The organism is Pseudomonas taiwanensis (assembly GCF_013393345.1).
GTDB classification, from domain to species: Bacteria; Pseudomonadota; Gammaproteobacteria; order Pseudomonadales; family Pseudomonadaceae; genus Metapseudomonas; species Metapseudomonas resinovorans_C.
In genome coordinates, this window is the sequence record NZ_QJRF01000040.1 from 1 (window position 1) to 17,175 (window position 17,175).

The window sequence follows — 17,175 nt, forward strand, 5'->3', positions numbered from 1 at the left end:
GCGTTGACCCACACGGTGCCGGCCTCGATGCGCGGAACCAGGTTCATCGCCTTGGACAGGTCGTTGGTCCACAGGCTGGCGGCCAGGCCGTACACGCTGTCGTTGGCCAGTTCGATCATGGCGTCCTCATCGGTGAAGGGGATCACCGACAGCACCGGGCCGAAGACTTCCTCGCGCGACACGGTCATCTCGTGGTTCACGTCGGCCAGCACAGTGGGCTGGACGAAGAAGCCGTCGCCTTCCAGACGCTCGCCACCGGCGACCACGCGGGCGCCTTCCTGGCGGGCCAGGTCGATGTGCTTGAGCACGTTCTGCTGCTGCTTGAATGACACCAGCGGGTTGATCGCCGCGTCCTGGTCCATGCCCGGACCGATGGACAGGCCCTTCACCGCAGCGGCCAGACCCTGAACGAAAGGCTCGTAGATGGACTGGTGCACGTAGAAGCGCGAGGCCGCGGCGCAGACCTGGCCGTTGTTCAGCAGGCCGCCGAGCAGCGCGCCCTGCACGGCCTTCTCCACATCGGCATCGGCCAGCAGGATCATCGGGTTCTTGCCACCCAGCTCCAGGGCGAAGCGGGTCATGTTCTCCATGCAGGCCACGCCGACGCTCTTGCCCACGGCGGTGGAACCGGTGAAGGACACCTTGCTGATCAGCGGGTGCGACGCCAGGGCGTTGCCCACGGTGCTGCCGCCGCCGGTGACGACGTTGAACACGCCGGCCGGGATGCCCGCTTCGAAGGCCAGTTCGGCCAGGCGCAGGGCGGTCAGCGGGGTTTCGCTGGCGGGCTTGATGACCACGGTGCAGCCGGTAGCCAGCGCCGGCATGGCCTTCCAGGTGGTGATCATCAGCGGGAAGTTCCACGGCACGATGCCGGCAACCACGCCCACCGGCTCACGACGAGCGAAGGCGGTGAAGCGCGAGCCCGGCGGGATCGGGATGGACACGTCCATGGTCTGACCTTCGATCTTGGTCGCCCAGCCGGCCATGTAGCGCATGAACTCGACGGTGGCGCCGACGTCCAGCATGCGCGACATGTTGATCGACTTGCCCTGGCTCAGGGTTTCCAGCTGGGCCAGTTCCTCGGCGTTCTCCTCCACCAGGGCGGCGAAACGCAGCAGGATGCGCTCGCGGTCAGCCGGACGCAGGCCGGACCAAGCGCCTGATTCAAAGGCGTGGAAGGCGGACTGCACGGCCTGGTCGACATAGTCGAGCGATACATCCGGCACGGTGGCGATGGGCTCGCCCGTGGCCGGATTCACGACCTTCGTGGTCGGGCCTTCCGGCAGCACCCACTGGCCATCGATGAAGCAACCGTGGCGGCGCTCCAGGAATGCCGCCACCTGCGGCAGGATCTCAACCTTGCTCATGTTCGGTCCTCTTGATGTTGAAGGGACGTTGCCTCGTTTTCCGGGCAAGGCAACGCCATCGGCAGAAGTGCCGGGTGTCTGGAAAGTGGGGAATCAGAAAATCTTGACCAGGCGCAAGTTGACGCGAAAGTCTTCCTTCGGGCCGTTGCGAACCTCCAGGTCCTGGCCCACCTGGCCCATGAGCTGCACAGTTGGAGCGACCATACGGGCAACCGACAGCAGATAGCGTTTGGTGTTGAGCGAGTCGTCGAGGTCGACGCCGTTCAAGCGATTCTCGCCGCCTGTCGTGTGGAAGTAGCTCGCACCGACGAAGCTGCCTGGCGAGAAGTCGTAGCGAAGGTGGGTTTGCAGCTCGAAGATGTGGGACTGCTTGCGGGTCATCCCGGCGAAGTCGTCGTTCTCGCCGAAGAAATCCCACTCTGCGGTGACCTCGCCTGAGAGGCTCCCGAACAGCGACTGGGTGTAAGACGTGTGGAGCACGCCTTTCCAGCGGTTCTCACCGATGTTGACCGGACCATCGTCAGCGTCGTAGTTGCCGAGGGGAGGGGCGATCCAGGCGCCGAACGACAGGTAGCGTCTGCGCGCAGGATCATTGACGAGCCAGAACGCGCTACCGATGAGGGGATCGCCCACGCCGCTGGCGCTTGTGTCCGCAGCACCTTTCATTCGCAGGCTGCCGAACGGGACTATGACCTGCGGTGCGGCCAGCAGCGGTCCGAGTTCGACGTAATGCACGGCGCGAAAGGCCGCGATGTCGTTGTCCAGCCCGAACCCCGGCGTGTCTTGCTTGTGGTCGTTCAGATAAACGTCGTTGCGTTCGGCATGGTTGTAGTAGAGGACGGCCAGGTTGGTGCCGGCGGGAAATGCGACGTAATCGCCGGGATCGGTGGCGATGACACCTGCGCTGGCACTGGCACCGTACAGGGCACTCAGCAGCAGGAGGGTGCGAATCAGGCGTTTCACCCGTTTTGCAGGCGGAGTTGGAGCGGGGGCGTTGCTGGATTTCATTGTTGCGACTCACTTTCTTGGATTTGTTTTGAGTGGCGACGTCAATGACTGCTGGTGGCGCGTGCTACGGGTGGAACACCGTGGAAAGGGAGTCGTAGTCGTCCTGCTTCATCAGTTCGTGAAGCTGGCGACGACGCACGCCCATGTTCCCGCCGTCGAACAGGGGAAAGGCGAGGGCATCCTGGAGTAGCGAGGCGAGGGGCGACGTGGCATGGTCATAGCTGTCGATGCCGACGACGCGCATCAGCTCGGTGATGACCCGCACGGCGGTTTCCGAGCCGAACACCTTGGCGTGCAGGGCGAGTTCCAGGGCTTCGGGGGCTTGTCGGTCGAGTGCGAAGCAGGCCCGGTAGCTGAGGCTGCGCACGGCCTCAATGGCTGCCTTGGCATCTGCCAATGCATAGCCCACGGCCTGATGTTCGATGACGGGAACAGGGCCACCCCGTCGTTGGGTCCTGGCGAAGTGCAAGGTGAAGTCGAACGCCGCGCGCAGGACACCAAGCGACATGACGCCGACCAGGGCTGCGGTCGCCGAGAAGCTGGCGTCCACCACCTGTAGCCCCTGACCGACTCCGCCGACGACGTTGCCTTCGGGAACCCGCACCTGATCCAGGGTGAAGTTGGATGTCAGGTGGCCTCGGTGCCCTGGGGATTCGTGATAGCGATTGACCCGGAAACCTGCGGCCGGTCCCGGTACGAGGAGAACGGAAACGCCGTTCTGCGGCGCTACACCGGCATCAGTGCGGCACACGACGCAAAGCAGGTCAGCCCCCTTGCCGTCCCACCCCGAAGCGCCAGAGATCCATTGCTTGGCTCCGTCGATAACCCACTGCTGGCCGTCCAGACGAGCACGGGTGCGAACACCGCCGCCCACTGCATCGGAGTGGTAGTTCGCGCTGCCGCCCGGCTCACTGGATGCAAGCGCCGCCAGCGGTGCACCACGGCATTCGAGGAAGGGCGCGACGAAGGTCTTTTGCTGCTCCGGGGTGCCGGCCAGGAAGATCGGCATCAGGCCCAGTAGGTTGGCAAACGCCGTCAGCGGGACATTGGCGTCTTCGGCGTAGAACTCTTCAGCGACTATGGCCATGTCGACCATGCCGCCACCTTCTCCGCCGAAGGGTTGCGGGATCAACCGGCGCAAGAATCCTTCGCGAACCAATTCCTCATAGAACGGGCGGGTCGCCAGGAAGCGGCTTTCCGGGGTGGGCAAGTAGTGGATGGCTTCCCTGACCTGGCTCAGGGTTTCCCGGGCGAACCGGCGCGCGGCGGCTTTCAGCTCCGCCTGAGCATCTGTCAGGGTGAAATCGATCGACATGAGACGACTCTCCGAAAGGGCACTGGAACCGGGGAAAGCCGCTGGATATGCGGCTTCCCCTCAAACCGGATGCTACGGAAGGTCGGGAGTGGGCTCTTCGCCGTGGAGGAACGGCTTTATTGACTGTCAGCGCAGTGCGAGAGCGGGCTGCTTTGCGTGCAGGGCTCGATAGTCCCGTGCAGTCAATTGGAAGCGATTGCGGAAGGTGCGGCTGAAGTGGGCGGCGTTTTCGAAGCCCCAGGAATAGGCCAGGTAACTGATGGAGTAGGTGTCGGCGGGCAGGTTTGCGAGGTCGCGCGCACAGCCGTCCAGGCGCATTTCCTGGATATGCCGGGCAACGGTTGTGCGGGTTCCCTGGAACAGTTGGTGGAGGTAACGCACCGAGATGCCCAGCGCCCTGGCAATGGCCTCGGGACAGAGCTCGGGCTGGCGGATATGTTCGGCGATGTACGCATAGGCCCGGTTGAGGTGGTAGGTCTGCAGATTGCTCGCGGCGATGGGAGCTCGGTCGCTCAGCTCGCTCAGGGCACCGCCCAGCAGGTCGAGGGTGCTGCCGGCCATGTAGCGGAAGGTCGAGGGCTGGATTGCATGGCGCTCATCGAGCAGTGATCGCAAGTGCCCCGTCAGCAGGCGACCTACCCCACGGCCACCGTCCACGCGCAGGGCCGTGATTCTTTCGGCGCCTTTCACATAGCGCTGGAACAGGTCCCGGGGCAAGCGCACGACCAGCTGTTGCAGGTCGCCACTGAACTCCCAGCGAAACGGCTGGGTGCAATCGTAAAGCGCGCCGTCTCCGGGTTTGAGTACTACGCTGCGGTCGCTCTGGGTCAGACGCCCTTCGCCCTGCAGTTGCAGGCTGTAGAGAAAGGCATCGTCCGTGCCCTGGCGGATGTGCGCGCGGTCGTGTGCGCAGTGACAGCTGACCGATGTCACGCGACTGAGATACAGCTCACCGAACATCTGCTCGATCAGCGTGGCCTTAAGCCTGTGCTCGGGCTGCAAGGTGATGCGCAACGGCGCACAACTGCGCTCGACGGCCGCCTCCCAGGCATCCACCTCGTCGAAGAAGAACTCGTCGAGGGTGGAGGAGGGCCGCTGGCTTGAACTGGCCGGGAGTACTTCGCTCATCTGCGTATTTCCTCACACCGTATCTCGACTAGGGGGCATTGCCGTTGCTCTGCGTTCGGTCGCACTCCGCGAGTTTCCACTCGGGCGAGAGGCGCTTGTCAATGCTGTGCATTGAGAGTCAAGCAAGTCGTTCACCGTCAGCAAAGTGAGCTTTCCGCCAGCGCATAAGATTGCCGTGCCGGCGCTATGAAACTGACGATTCCGCTTTCTGCAGATTCCGCTCGAGTTCATCCAGTGCGGCGGAATTTCGCGCTGCCCAGTCATAGAGCTCGCGCAGTGGCTCGACGAAGGTTTCCCCCAGCGGGGTCAGCGAATACTCGACCCGGGGAGGAACGACGTTGAACACTTCGCGATGCACCAGACCGCTGTTTTCCACGTCCCGCAAGGTCTGCGTGAGCATCTTCTTGGAAATGCCAGGGAGGGTTCGCTCCAGTTGTCCGGTCCGCAGCGCGCCGTGGCTCAACGCGTAGATGACCATGGAGGTCCACTTGCCATTGAGGATGTAGTGGATGCGTCGCTGCGGGCAGTTTTCCCTGAGTACGAATGCCGATTCGGCGTGTTCAGTGGTTGCGTTCATTGTGGTTACCAAAAGGTGCCTATAGAACTAGTTGGTATCTACGGCACAAAAAAGTGCCTACTTACTTAAATGACCATACGGTGATTAGGATGGTACCACTTGATTGGTGACCTCAACTGAAAGTCGCCAAACGGTCAGCGCAAGACCTCCAACAGGAGCTGGCTTGCGAACACATTCAACCTGATTGCGAGATACCACCATGAAAGCAGCTGTCATCCACGCCTTTGGCGGCCCCGAACAAATCCGACTCGAAGACGTCCCCACGCCGGTTCCCGGTCCGGGTGAAGTCCTGGTGAAGGTGCTGGCTGCCGGCATCAACCGCCTGGATCACTACGTGCGTCTTGGCCAGATTGCGCCCCAGTTGGCTTTCCCGCACATCCTCGGCTCCGACGCGGTGGGCGAAGTGGCTGAATTGGGCGCTGGTGTGACCGGCTTCAGCGTTGGCGAGCGGGTAATCTCGATGCCGGGGTATCCGCTGGATGCGGCGGAAGCGCAGGTTCGCCCCGTCACCAACGCGGCCAGCTATGCCATTCCCGGTATCCACGTGCCAGGGACCTATGCGCAGTACATCGTCGTGAATGAGCGCTGGCTGCTTCGGGATACAACGGGGCTCCCGGTCGAGCAGATTGCGGCGCTGCCCGTTGCCCTGCTCATCGCGATCCGCTCCGTACAGATCGTCGGCGAAGTGAAGGCGGGTGATCGGGTGCTCATCCATGCGGGGGCGTCCAGCACCGGCATCATGAGTATCCAGGTAGCCCGTGCGCTGGGAGCGCGCGTGGCGGTCACCGTTCAGAGCGAGTCCTCGGCAGCGCTTGCGGCCAGCCTGGGCGCCGAACTGGTCATCAACAGCAACGAAGAAGATTTCGTCGAAGCACTCGGCAAGTGGACGGAGGGGAAGGGTGTCGACGTTGCGATCGACAATCTGGGTGGCGATGTACTGGCCCGGACTATCGAGGCGGTCCGGCCGATGGGCATCATCGTGGCCATGGGGTTCATGGCGGGCAGCGAAGTCACCTTCGACATCAGGAGCTTTTTCTTCACCCAGAAGCAGCTGCGCGGAACACTGGTAGGCGATATCGAAGACTTCGCCGCCTGGCTCGACCCGATCAGGGAAGGCAAGGTCAAGCCGGTGATCGACAGCGTCCTGCCCCTGTCCCGCGCGGCGGAAGCTCACGAACGCATCGCCAGCAACCAGGCGCGCGGGAGCATCATCCTCCTGCCCTGGGCGGAATGATGATCCTGCCTGGGGAAGGGCGCATCGCTGATCCGGCGATGCAGCGCCTAATCGCGCTCGGCATCGGCCTGCCCAAACCACCACAACCGCTAGGTGCCTACCTGGCGGTTGTCGAGGCTGGAACGACACTGCACGTTTCGATGCAAGGGCCGGTGATTGATGGACGACCGATGCTGACCGGATTGCTCGGGCGAGAACTTTCGATTGAAGAGGGCCGCATCGCGGCCCGGCTTTCCGTGCTCAATTCGCTCGCCCAGTTGCACCAGCACCTGGGCGGCTTCGAACGCATTCGACAGGTAATTCGCCTGGAGGCATACGTGGCCTGCGACGAAGGTTTCGTGGCACACCCGCAGGTGGTGGACGGCGCGTCCGAACTCCTGGCCAGCATCTTTGAGCAGCGGGCCGGCCATGTGCGCTCGGTATGCGGGGTTCGCAACCTGCCAGCTAACCTGCCCGTGGCCATTGCCCTTAGCTTCGAACTGGCAGGTGCGGAGCACTAGCAGCGGTAAAGTGTTGCACTGAAATTTCCAGAAGCATTTCTCCGCTCGCTCAGCCGGGCCTGTTCATCAGATTTCATCTTGGATGGTTAATTTCTGACCTAGCCTTTTTGCAGCACAGAATAAGCAGCCGGCCCGCCAATCAGGGCACCCGGGGCAGTAAATCCCGCACCGGGTTGCACCGCACGCCCCGCAGTCAATCGAGCCTCCCCTCGAACCATATGGACATGAGTGACCGGCTCATGAAAGGGCGGTTGGCCCTTGCGCCGGCGGCAGACAAACAACCTCCAGGCGATGGCATTGGCATGGGCAAGAGTTCGTCGATCTTGTGGGACGATGGTGAACGCACCTACTGCCGTGAGCTTCGCGCGGGCGAGGAGGGTGGACAGAGCGTTCTGATAGCACGCCTGGTCACCGAACACCCTTCGCCTGCCGCCCTTGATCGGCTCACCCATGAATTCAGTCTGAAGGACGATCTGGACGGCGCCTGGGCGGTGCGCCCACTGGAATTGGTGCGCGAGGCGGGTCGGCCCTGCCTGGTGTACGAGGACCCGGGTGGCGAGTTGCTGTCCGAACTGCTCGCCGCGCCCATGGAGACCGGGGATTTCCTGCATCTTGCCGTGGGCATCGCCGGGGCATTGTCCAGATTCCACCAGCGCGGCCTGATCCATAAGGACCTCAAACCCGCGCATATCCTGGTGAACTGCAGCGACGGCCAGGCCCGGCTCAGCGGATTCGGCCTGGCCTCGCGGCTGCCTCGGGAGCGGCAGGCGCCTGAAGCGCCGGAAACCATCGCCGGCACACTGGCCTACATGGCGCCGGAGCAGACCGGCCGGATGAACCGCTCGATCGATTCACGCAGTGACCTGTATGCGCTTGGCGTCACGCTTTACCAGATGCTGACTGGAACCTTGCCGTTCCAGGCCGGCGATGCCATGGAATGGGTGCATTGCCACATTGCTCGCAAGGCTATTCCGCCCCACGAGCGGGTGGCAACCGTTCCGGCCATGGTTTCCCGCATCGTGATGAAGCTGCTCGCGAAGACGGCCGAAGACCGTTACCAGACTGCCGCCAGCCTGGAGCATGACTTGCACCAATGCCTGGCCGACTGGCAGCGCCAGCGTCGCATCGATGAGTTTCCCCTGGATGAACGTGGCACGCCTGACCAGTTGCTGATCCCCGAGAAGTTGTACGGGCGGGAGCACGAAGTGGACGCCCTGGTTGCGGCCTTCCATCGCATCGTCAACAGCAGCTCGCCGGAACTGGTGCTGGTCTCCGGCTATTCCGGCATCGGTAAGTCCTCGGTCGTCAACGAACTGCACAAGGTGCTGGTGGCGCAGCACGGGCTCTTCGCGTCGGGCAAGTTCGACCAGTACCAACGCGACATCCCTTATTCGACGCTGGTTCAGGCGTTCCAGAGCCTGCTGCGTCCGCTCCTGGGCAAGCGCGACAGCGAGCTGGCCCGCTGGCGCACGGCCTTGTCTGACGCGCTGGAACCCAATGCGCGGCTGATGACCGATCTGCTCCCCGAACTGAAGCTGATCATTGGCGAGCCACCACCCGTGCCGGAGCTGGACGCGCCCCAGGCAAAACGCCGGTTCCTGCTGGTATTTCAACGTTTCATCGGTGTATTTGCCCAGGCCGAGCATCCCCTGGCGCTGTTTCTCGATGACTTGCAATGGCTCGATACGGCGACGCTCGATCTGCTGGAAGAACTGCTGACGAGTTCGGACCTCCGCCATCTGATGCTCATTGGCGCCTATCGCGATAACGAAGTGGATGCGCTCCACCCCCTGACGGGCAAGCTCCAGGCCATAAGGAATGCTGGCGGCCGGATCGAGCAAATCAGCCTGTCCCCCCTGTCAGCCGAGCACATCACCCAGCTGCTCGCCGAATCGCTCCATTGCGGCCAGGAGCGCATCGAACCGCTGGCCCGGCTGATGCACGACAAGACCGCCGGCAATCCCTTCTTCGTCATCCAGTTCCTCCACGCCCTGGTCGACGGAGGACTGCTGGCCTTCGATCACGAGGTGGAGCAGTGGGTCTGGGACGCCCGGCGAATCCACGCCAAGGGGTACACGGAAAACGTCGTTGACCTGATGGTGGAAAAGCTGAGCCGCTTGCCGGCCGAGACTCAGCAGGCTTTGCAGCAGCTGGCCTGCCTGGGCAATGTCGCGAAGACCCGCACGCTGGCTTCCGTGCTCGGCATCAAGCGCTCCCAGGTACAGGCCTTACTTTGGGAGGCGATTCGCCAGGAAGTGGTCGAGAGGGTGGAGGGTGCCTATGCCTTCGTACACGACCGCATCCACGAGGCCGCGTATTCGCTGATCGCCGAAACTTCCCGTGCCGAAGCGCATTTGCGCATCGGCCGGATGCTTGTCAAACAGACGCCGAAGGAAAGCTGGGAGGAGGCGATTTTCGAGATCGCCGGCCAACTCAATCGCGGCGCTGGGCTGATCACCGACCGCGAAGAGCGGGAGCAGTTGGCAGAGATCAACCTTCTGGCTGGGCGGCGCGCCAAGGCCGCGACGACATTCGCTTCGGCGCTCACCTATCTCGCGGCGGGTGCCAATCTGCTGGATGAAGCGTCCTGGGAGCGCCGACATGAGTTGGCGTTCGCACTGGAGCTGAATCGCGCCGAATGCGAGTTCCTCACCGGCCAACTGATGATTGCCGACGAACGACTGGCGGCCCTGACCAACCGTGTCGCCGGTCCGGTCGAATGGGCCAGGGTGGCGTGTGTGCGGATGGATGTGTGCCTGCTGCTCAACCAGAGCGATCGTGCGGTCTCGGTGTGCCTCGATTTCCTGCGGCATGTGGGCATCGAATGGTCACCTACGCCTGCGGACGAGGTGGTGCGCGGCGAGTATGAGCGCATCTGGACCGGGCTCGCCGGAAGGCCGATCGAAGGCCTCATCGACCTGCCATTGATGGAGGATCCCATTGCCCTTGCGACCGTCGAGGCGCTGGTCAAGCTGACGTCACCCGCCTTGCATGCGAATTCGAACCTGGCTTCCCTGACGATCTGCAAGGCGATCACGCTCAGCATCGAGCATGGCAACTGCGATGCCTCGTGCGTGGCCTACGCCACTGTGCCCCGGATTACCGGCCGGCGCTTCGGCGACTATGAGGCCGGGTATCGATTTGGCGAGCTCGCCTGCAAACTCGTCGAGCGCCTGGGGCTCCAGCGCTACGAGGCGCGCACCTACTTCTGCTTCTCGGTCTTCGTGGCGCGCTGGGCGCAGCCCATCCGGAGCTGTTCGGACCAGTTACAGCGTGTCTTTGCCACGGCTAACCGGATCGGCGACCTGCCGTTTGGCGCCTTTTCGCGCAACTGCCTCGTCTCGAACCTGCTGTTCGCCGGTGAGCGATTGCCCGAGCTGCAAGTGGAGGCTGAGCGGGGCCTGGCCTATGCCCGCAAGATTCGTTTCGGACTCGTCATCGGCTTTATTGAAAACCAGCTTGCGCTGATCCGGACACTGAGGGGCCTCACGCCCACCTTCGGCTGCCTGGACGATGAGCATTTCAATGAGGCCCAGGCTGAGGAGCGCATAGCGAACGTCTCGCGGCTGCTCGCGTGCTGGCATTGGGTGCGGAAACTCCAGGCCCGCTACCTGGCGGGAGATATCGAGGCCGCGATGGAAGCAGCGTCGCAGGCGGAAGAGGTGCTCTGGGCGTCCCATTCCTTCATCGAGGAGGCCGAGTATTTCTTCTACGCCGCCCTGGCCAGGGCGGCGCTGTGCGACAGCATCCCGGCCGGTGATCGCGAACAGCACCTGGATGCCCTGGTCGCACACCAGCAACAGCTGCAAAGCTGGGTAGCGCTCTGTGCCGAGAATTTCGCCAGCCGCGCCCTGCTGGTAAGCGCTGAAATAGCCCGCATAGAAGGCCGCCGCGTGGATGCCGAACTGCTCTATGAACAGGCCATCCAGTCGGCGCAGGAAAGCGGTTTCGACCAGATCGAAGCGCTGGCCAATGAGCTCGCGTCGCGGTTCTACGCATCGGCTGGGTTCCACAAGATCGCCCGCCTGTACCTGCAGGATGCCCGCTACGCCTACGTGCGCTGGGGGGCGACGGGCAAGGTGCGGCAGCTCGAGCAAGCGCATCCGTTCCTGAAGGCGGACGACCCAGCCCCTGGCCCGACGAGCACCATTGCCACGCCGGTGGAGCACCTGGACCTCGCGACCGTGATCAAGGTGTCACAGGCGGCTTCCAGTGAAATCGTTCTGGAAAGATTGATCGACATGGTCATGCGCACGGCCATTGAACAGGCCGGCGCGGAACGTGGGTTACTGGTGCTGTCGGACGCCGGCGAGGCACGCATAGCGGCAGAAGCGACCATGGGAGGCGAGGCCGCCGAGCTGCAACTTCGCGATAGTCCGGTGAGTGCGGACATGCTGCCGGAGTCGATCCTTTTCCATGTCCTGCGCGCCCACGAGAGCATCGTGCTGGATGATGCCTCGGCCGAACCCGGCTTTGCTGCGGACACCTACATCCGCACGCGTCACTGCCGCTCGATTCTCTGCCTGCCGCTGATGAACCAGGCGAAACTCATCGGTGCCCTTTACCTGGAAAACAACCTCACGGCCCGCGTATTCAGCCCGACGCGCATCGCCGTGCTGAAGCTGGTTGCCTCGCAAGCCGCGATTTCCCTGGAGAACGCTCGCCTGTACCGCGAAGTGGCGGAGCGCGAAGCGAAGATCCGGCGTCTGGTGGATGCCAACATCATCGGCATCGTGGTCTGGAATGCCAGTGGCGGCCTGATCGATGCCAACGATGCCTTTCTCCGCATCATCGGCTATGCGCGCGAGGACCTGTCGGCGGGCCGCCTGCGCTGGCGGGACCTGACGCCGCCGGAGTTCATGGCGATCAGTGAACGCTCCCTGGCGAGTGCGTTGCAAACAGGGCGGGCGCAGCCCTATGAGAAGGAATACATCAGGAAAGATGGCAGCCGCGTGCCAGTGGTCGTCGGCCTGGCTTCCTTCGAAGGGAGCCGGAAGGAAGGTGTCGCCTTCGTTTTGGACCTGACCGAACGCAAGCAGGCCGAAGAAAAGGTCCGTGGGAGCGAGCGGCGCTACCGCGAAGTGCAGACGGAACTGGCACACGCCAACCGCGTCGCCACCATGGGCCAGCTGACGGCCACCATCGCCCACGAAGTCAATCAACCCATCGCAGCGACCATCCTCAACGCCCAGGTCGCCCAGCGGCTACTCGGTGCCTCATCACCCGACCTCGGCGAAGTCGGAAACACGATTGGGCGAATCATCAGGGATGGCAACCGGGCGGCAGATGTCATCGGGCGCATCCGCGAGTTGCTGCGCAAGGCACCCTCCCAGAAGCTGCCAATGGACATCAACGAGGCGATTCTAGAAATGGTGGAGTTCACCCGCGGCCAGGCCTCCAAGGGCAAGGCCCTGGTGAAGCTGCAACTGGCAGAGGGCCTGCCGCGCATCGAGGGCGACCGTGTCGAACTGCAACAGGTACTCCTCAATCTGATCATCAATGCACTGGAAGCGATGAGCGACATCGGGGATGGCGGGCGGCAGCTCGTCATCAGCACGGTCGAGGACGGTGGCGGTTACGTGCGGGTGGCGGTGAGCGATTCAGGTCCGGGTTTCGCCTCGGAGCCGGAGCAGATCTTCGCACCGTTCTACACCACGAAATCCGCTGGCCTGGGCATGGGCTTGTCGATCTGCCGCTCGATCATCGACGCCCATGGTGGCCAATTGTGGGCGAGCGGAAACGACCCCCGCGGCGCGACGGTCCAGTTCACGGTTCCCGTTCATAACGCGGCTTCCTGACGACCACGGGAAGGGCAAGGCTCAGCTGAAACACTCTTCGTCCAGGCTGTAGCGGCCCACGCGGCGCACCGGCCCTCGCATCAGGACCTCAAAGTTGTCATCCAGCACGATCTGGATCAGTCCGCCGGGCATATGGACATTAACCTGCGGCTCCACAAGTCCCAGTCGCCGGCTGACCGCTGCTGCCGCACAGCTGCTGGTACCCGAGGACAACGTATAGCCAACGCCTCGCTCCCAGATGCGGACTTCCAGGTTGTGGCGGTCGATCACTTTCACGAACTGCACATTGGTGCGGTTGGGGAAGGGTTCGAGATGCTCGATGACCGGCCCGAGGGCGCGCGCGGTTGGTTCATCGGGTTGATCCATGAAAATCACACAGTGCGGATTACCCATGGAGACCGGATACAGCCGCAGCTCGCATCCCTGCACATTCACTTCCAGGACGTTCCTGTCCGGGAGCTGCGCACGCCCCATGCGAATGGCAACGTTCCGGCCCTCATCAAGGACCTGGCACGACACCACGCCACCGGCCGTATGAACCTGGAATTCGCCTGCGGCAACTTGGCCGCGATCCCAGAGGTAGCGGCAGAAAATCCGCAGTCCATTGCCACTTTTCTCCGCTTGGGAACCGTCGGTGTTGTAGATGATCACGCTGGGCATTTCGCCCTGCGTGAGCACCGGGACAAGGATGCCGTCCGCCCCGAGTCCCCTATGTCGATCACAGGTCCGCGAGATTTCCGCCGGCGAAAGAGCGAAAGGGAGCTCGCCTGCATAAACCAGGTAATCGTTACTGGCAGCGTGGTACTTGAAGAAATCCATGGTGATCTTCTGTTCGCAAGGTGCAGCGAGAGTAGGCAAGGCCGCAGGTGCGAACAAGCTATGCACGGGAATTCGATGCCCTCAGAGAAGTGCTTGACCTTAAAGTTAAGTTAAACGTTAGCGTTCTCTTCGCGCGTTCCACAGGGAACAACGGCATAACGTACTTAGCGGAGAGTCAGCAGATGAAACGAGGCAGTTTTGCGGCAGTGGTGGGGATATTCATGAGTGCCGTTTCAGCTTTCGCATTGGCGGGAAGTTCGCCCGACGCCAAGGAATCGGGAAACGTGATGATCAACGTCGGGGGCCATGAAGTTCCTGTCGTTGCCGGTGGTCTGTATGACCGCTTCCGCTCCAATCCTCCGCTTGCCACCATCGAATCCGAAGCCCCCGGCGTCGACCTGAGCTGGTTCAGGGGGCTCAAGAAAACCAAGGTCGACATTGGGTTCGAATCCTACTCACCCAATTTCTACTACAAGAACAATCGGATCACCGCGGTCTACACGGCGGACATAAGCAAGCTGAGAGCCCTGATACCTGCTGAAGTCCTGGAGAAGGTCCAGCCGCTGCAGGTCTGGCCGGGCAGGGGGCTGGTCGCGCTTACCGCCTACGCCTATGAGTACTGCGATAACGACAGCTACAACGAAATCGCCCTGTCCATCGTCACCAACAAACCGGGATCATCGAACCTCGGCCCAGTCTCGCTGGTCGGTCAGTCGCGGTCCGGGGATTTCTGGGGGTACGTGCTGAAACTCCCGGTGAATACCGAGCTTGCCCGGGTACGGGGCGTGGTCGGCTACAACTTGCCGAAGTGGCTGACGGGTATCAACCGCCGGGAGAGTGACAAGTCCGTGACCTTCGAGATCGTCGATAACGAAACAGGCAAGGTTGATGTTGTCTTCGAGGGAGAGAAGTTGAGTGCGCCTTCAGCTGAAGTGGAACTGGTGACCAACAGCTTCACGAACATCGATAAGAAAGGTGGGTTGACCTACGGCTATGCGGTATCCCGGCAATTGAGCCACGCATCCAGCACGCGTGCAGAGTCGGTCAATCTCACGCTGAATGGTGGCAGCCTTTCCACCTTCATGAAGTCCCTGGATCTGGGAAAAATGATGAAGTACGAGTACGTGCCGCAGTTCCAAAGCGCGCTCTATGCACCCGAATCCCTGCAATCGATGCTGGACAGTGAGTAGTCGCTACGGCCTTGCGTCAATGGGTTCAAGTCAGGCCATCGCGGCCTGACTTGGCTTGTTCGGAAACACTGCCTCAGTCTTCTCGAACCGGCTGACGAGAACCCGCTGCCCCATTCGCTTCCTTACGGAGGCGATTCAGTACCCGCTGCGTATTCTCCCCGCACTGCATGCCTTCCGGCTTGCTCTCGATGACTTCGATGGTGACCAGCAACTGCGCCTTGTTCTGCTCCAGACGCGCTTGCATGGCCTCGATCTCGGCCACCTTGCGCTTGAGACTGTCCAGCAGTTCCCCGTGCTGCCAGTTGTTCTGTCCGATCGGCAGGAGATTGCGGATTTCCTCCAGCGAAAAGCCTGCGGCCTGGGCCCCGGTAATGATCTCCAGGATCAGTACCGCGTCCTGCCCATAATCGCGATAGCCGTTGGCCTTGCGATCAACCGAAGTGATCAGGCCACTGGACTCGTAGAAGCGGATGCGAGAGGCCGCCAGGCCGCTCAGTTTTGCCAGTTCACCAATTCTCACGCTGCACCTCGGCAGAATCATTGACCTTAAAGCTTACTTTAATCCTAGAGTCCAATAGCGGCCAAGCGACTCAACGGCAACGCCAGCCGCGTTTTCCAGGCATCGCCCGCCATGCGCGGTATCGATTGGCGAGCGCATCTCCAATTGCAGACCTCCACATCAGACAGGAGAAGCGAACATGGGATACGTCACAACGAAGGATGGAGTCGAGATCTTCTACAAGGACTGGGGACCGCGCGATGCGCAGGTGATCTACTTCCATCACGGCTGGCCGCTCAGCTCGGACGACTGGGATGCGCAGATGCTGTTCTTCCTGGCCCAGGGCTTTCGCGTAGTGGCCCACGATCGACGCGGCCATGGCCGCTCCAGCCAGGTCTGGGATGGCCACGACATGGATCATTACGCCGATGACACGGCAGCGGTCGTGAACCACCTCGGCGTGCAGGGAGCCGTCCATGCCGGCCACTCCACAGGCGGTGGCGAGGTCGTTCGCTACATCGCACGGCATCGTGAAGATCCCGTTGCGAAAGCCGCCCTCATCAGTGCGGTGCCGCCGCTGATGGTGAAGAGCGCGAGCAATCCCGAGGGGCTTCCCAAGGATGTCTTCGACGGCCTGCAGGCCCAGTTGGCCGCCAACCGCGCGCAGTTCTTTCGGGATGTCCCGGCCGGTCCCTTCTATGGCTACAACCGACCAGGTGCCACGCCGTCGGAGGGCATCATCCAGAACTGGTGGCGGCAGGGCATGATGGGCAGCGCCAAGGCGCATTACGATGGCATCGTCGCCTTCTCCCAGACCGACTTCACCGAAGACCTCAAGAGCATCACCATCCCCGTCCTGGTGCTGCATGGCGACGACGACCAGATCGTGCCTTATGAGAACACCGGCGTGTTGTCGGCGAAGCTGCTCAAGAACAGCACCCTGAAGATCTATCCGGGGTTCTCACACGGCATGCCCACCATCAACGCCGACACCATCAACGCCGATCTGCTCGCCTTCATCCGAAGCTGAGTTTCATGGGAGCCAGGGAGTTCACTTCCTGGCTCCCGACGGGTTCCACAGGTTGTTGTCGCGGGGAGCCACTTTCGCTTTGGGTATGAACGCCCGAGCGAAACCTTTTTTCTACCGTTCGATGTGGCCCGACTTTGCTCGATAGCCGGTAGCGTTAGTAAATGGATTTTTGACTCAGGTCCATGAAGGGCCGAACTTGCATTGTCTGCCTGTTTCCCTTCCGACAGAATTGTCTGATCCCGTTTCCAACTCGAGGTTCGAAAGATGCGTAAATCACTCTCGGCACTTGCACTCAGTATTCTGGCTTCGCAGTACGTAGCCGCCGATGAAACGACCAACACCGCGGTGGGCGGCGGCATCGGCGGGGCCGTGGGGAGTGTCGTTGGCCAGGCCGTCGGCGGAAGCACTGGCGCTGCGATCGGTGCCGGTCTGGGCGGCGCAGCAGGCGGGGCGGTGAGTGCGAAGGATGGCAAGAAGACCGAAGCAGCGATCGGCGGTGGTCTCGGTGCGGCCGGCGGCCAGGTGATCGGCAATAAGGTAGGGGGCTCCACCGGTGGCGCAATCGGCGCCGGTCTGGGCGGGGCTGCTGGCAGTGCTATCGGCAACAACCTGGCCGATGACGATGATCACCACGACAATCACAAAGCCAGCCACAAACATAAACACAAGCACAAACACAACGACTGATCCCTGGCGTCGTTGCACAAAAG

General features: G+C 62.2%; 13 protein-coding genes. 6 read left to right on the plus strand and 7 right to left on the minus strand.

Features of this window, described 5'->3' with window-relative positions:
- The 5 genes from DM872_RS06035 to DM872_RS06055 form a co-directional block, all read right to left on the minus strand.
- The coding region (locus DM872_RS06035; RefSeq protein WP_179058603.1) for an aldehyde dehydrogenase family protein at positions 1–1,367 on the minus strand (1,367 nt) is incomplete at its 3' end.
- A gap of 93 nt (positions 1,368–1,460) precedes the next feature.
- Positions 1,461–2,330: a transporter gene (locus DM872_RS06040; RefSeq protein ID WP_373273684.1), complete on the minus strand. Its 870-nt coding sequence runs from the start codon at positions 2,328–2,330 to the stop codon at positions 1,461–1,463.
- Between the two features lie 109 nt (positions 2,331–2,439).
- A complete protein-coding gene (locus DM872_RS06045; protein WP_179058605.1) occupies positions 2,440–3,690 on the minus strand; it encodes an acyl-CoA dehydrogenase family protein in 1,251 nt (416 codons plus the stop codon).
- A gap of 126 nt (positions 3,691–3,816) precedes the next feature.
- Entirely contained in the window at positions 3,817–4,818 is a 1,002-nt protein-coding gene (locus DM872_RS06050; protein ID WP_179058606.1) for a helix-turn-helix domain-containing protein, read from the minus strand.
- A gap of 184 nt (positions 4,819–5,002) precedes the next feature.
- Positions 5,003–5,395, minus strand: a complete 393-nt coding sequence (locus tag DM872_RS06055; RefSeq protein ID WP_179058607.1) for a winged helix-turn-helix transcriptional regulator — start codon at positions 5,393–5,395, stop codon at positions 5,003–5,005.
- Positions 5,396–5,594: 199 nt separating this feature from the next.
- Here DM872_RS06055 and DM872_RS06060 point away from each other — a divergent pair, with 199 nt between their 5' ends.
- The 3 genes from DM872_RS06060 to DM872_RS06070 all read left to right on the plus strand — a co-directional run bounded on the left by DM872_RS06060 (position 5,595) and on the right by DM872_RS06070 (position 12,927).
- The gene (locus DM872_RS06060; protein ID WP_179058608.1) at positions 5,595–6,629 is read left to right on the plus strand and encodes a quinone oxidoreductase family protein; all 1,035 of its coding nucleotides are present in this window, start codon (positions 5,595–5,597) and stop codon (positions 6,627–6,629) included.
- On the plus strand, positions 6,626–7,129 hold the full coding sequence (locus tag DM872_RS06065) for a RidA family protein (protein WP_218649098.1): 504 nt from the start codon (positions 6,626–6,628) through the stop codon (positions 7,127–7,129). Before DM872_RS06060 ends, DM872_RS06065 begins: the two co-directional genes overlap by 4 nt.
- A 302-nt stretch (positions 7,130–7,431) precedes the next feature.
- The gene (locus tag DM872_RS06070) at positions 7,432–12,927 is read left to right on the plus strand and encodes a trifunctional serine/threonine-protein kinase/ATP-binding protein/sensor histidine kinase (RefSeq protein WP_179058901.1); all 5,496 of its coding nucleotides are present in this window, start codon (positions 7,432–7,434) and stop codon (positions 12,925–12,927) included.
- 21 nt (positions 12,928–12,948) lie between these two features.
- Here DM872_RS06070 and dapF read toward each other — a convergent pair whose 3' ends face one another.
- A complete protein-coding gene (gene dapF, locus DM872_RS06075; protein WP_179058609.1) occupies positions 12,949–13,746 on the minus strand; it encodes a diaminopimelate epimerase in 798 nt (265 codons plus the stop codon).
- A 182-nt stretch (positions 13,747–13,928) separates the two neighbouring features.
- On the opposite strand from dapF, the gene DM872_RS06080 reads away from it, so the two are divergent.
- Positions 13,929–14,936, plus strand: coding sequence for an acetoacetate decarboxylase (ADC) (locus DM872_RS06080; RefSeq protein WP_179058610.1), 1,008 nt, complete (start codon positions 13,929–13,931; stop codon positions 14,934–14,936).
- A gap of 73 nt (positions 14,937–15,009) precedes the next feature.
- Here DM872_RS06080 and DM872_RS06085 read toward each other — a convergent pair whose 3' ends face one another.
- The gene (locus DM872_RS06085; protein WP_179058611.1) at positions 15,010–15,456 is read right to left on the minus strand and encodes a MerR family transcriptional regulator; all 447 of its coding nucleotides are present in this window, start codon (positions 15,454–15,456) and stop codon (positions 15,010–15,012) included.
- 178 nt (positions 15,457–15,634) lie between these two features.
- On the opposite strand from DM872_RS06085, the gene DM872_RS06090 reads away from it, so the two are divergent.
- The gene (locus DM872_RS06090) at positions 15,635–16,465 is read left to right on the plus strand and encodes an alpha/beta fold hydrolase (RefSeq protein ID WP_179058612.1); all 831 of its coding nucleotides are present in this window, start codon (positions 15,635–15,637) and stop codon (positions 16,463–16,465) included.
- A 264-nt stretch (positions 16,466–16,729) separates the two neighbouring features.
- Positions 16,730–17,152 (plus strand): glycine zipper domain-containing protein, encoded by a 423-nt coding sequence (locus DM872_RS06095; RefSeq protein ID WP_077527285.1) that lies wholly within the window; start codon positions 16,730–16,732, stop codon positions 17,150–17,152.
- Positions 17,153–17,175 lie beyond the last annotated feature (23 nt).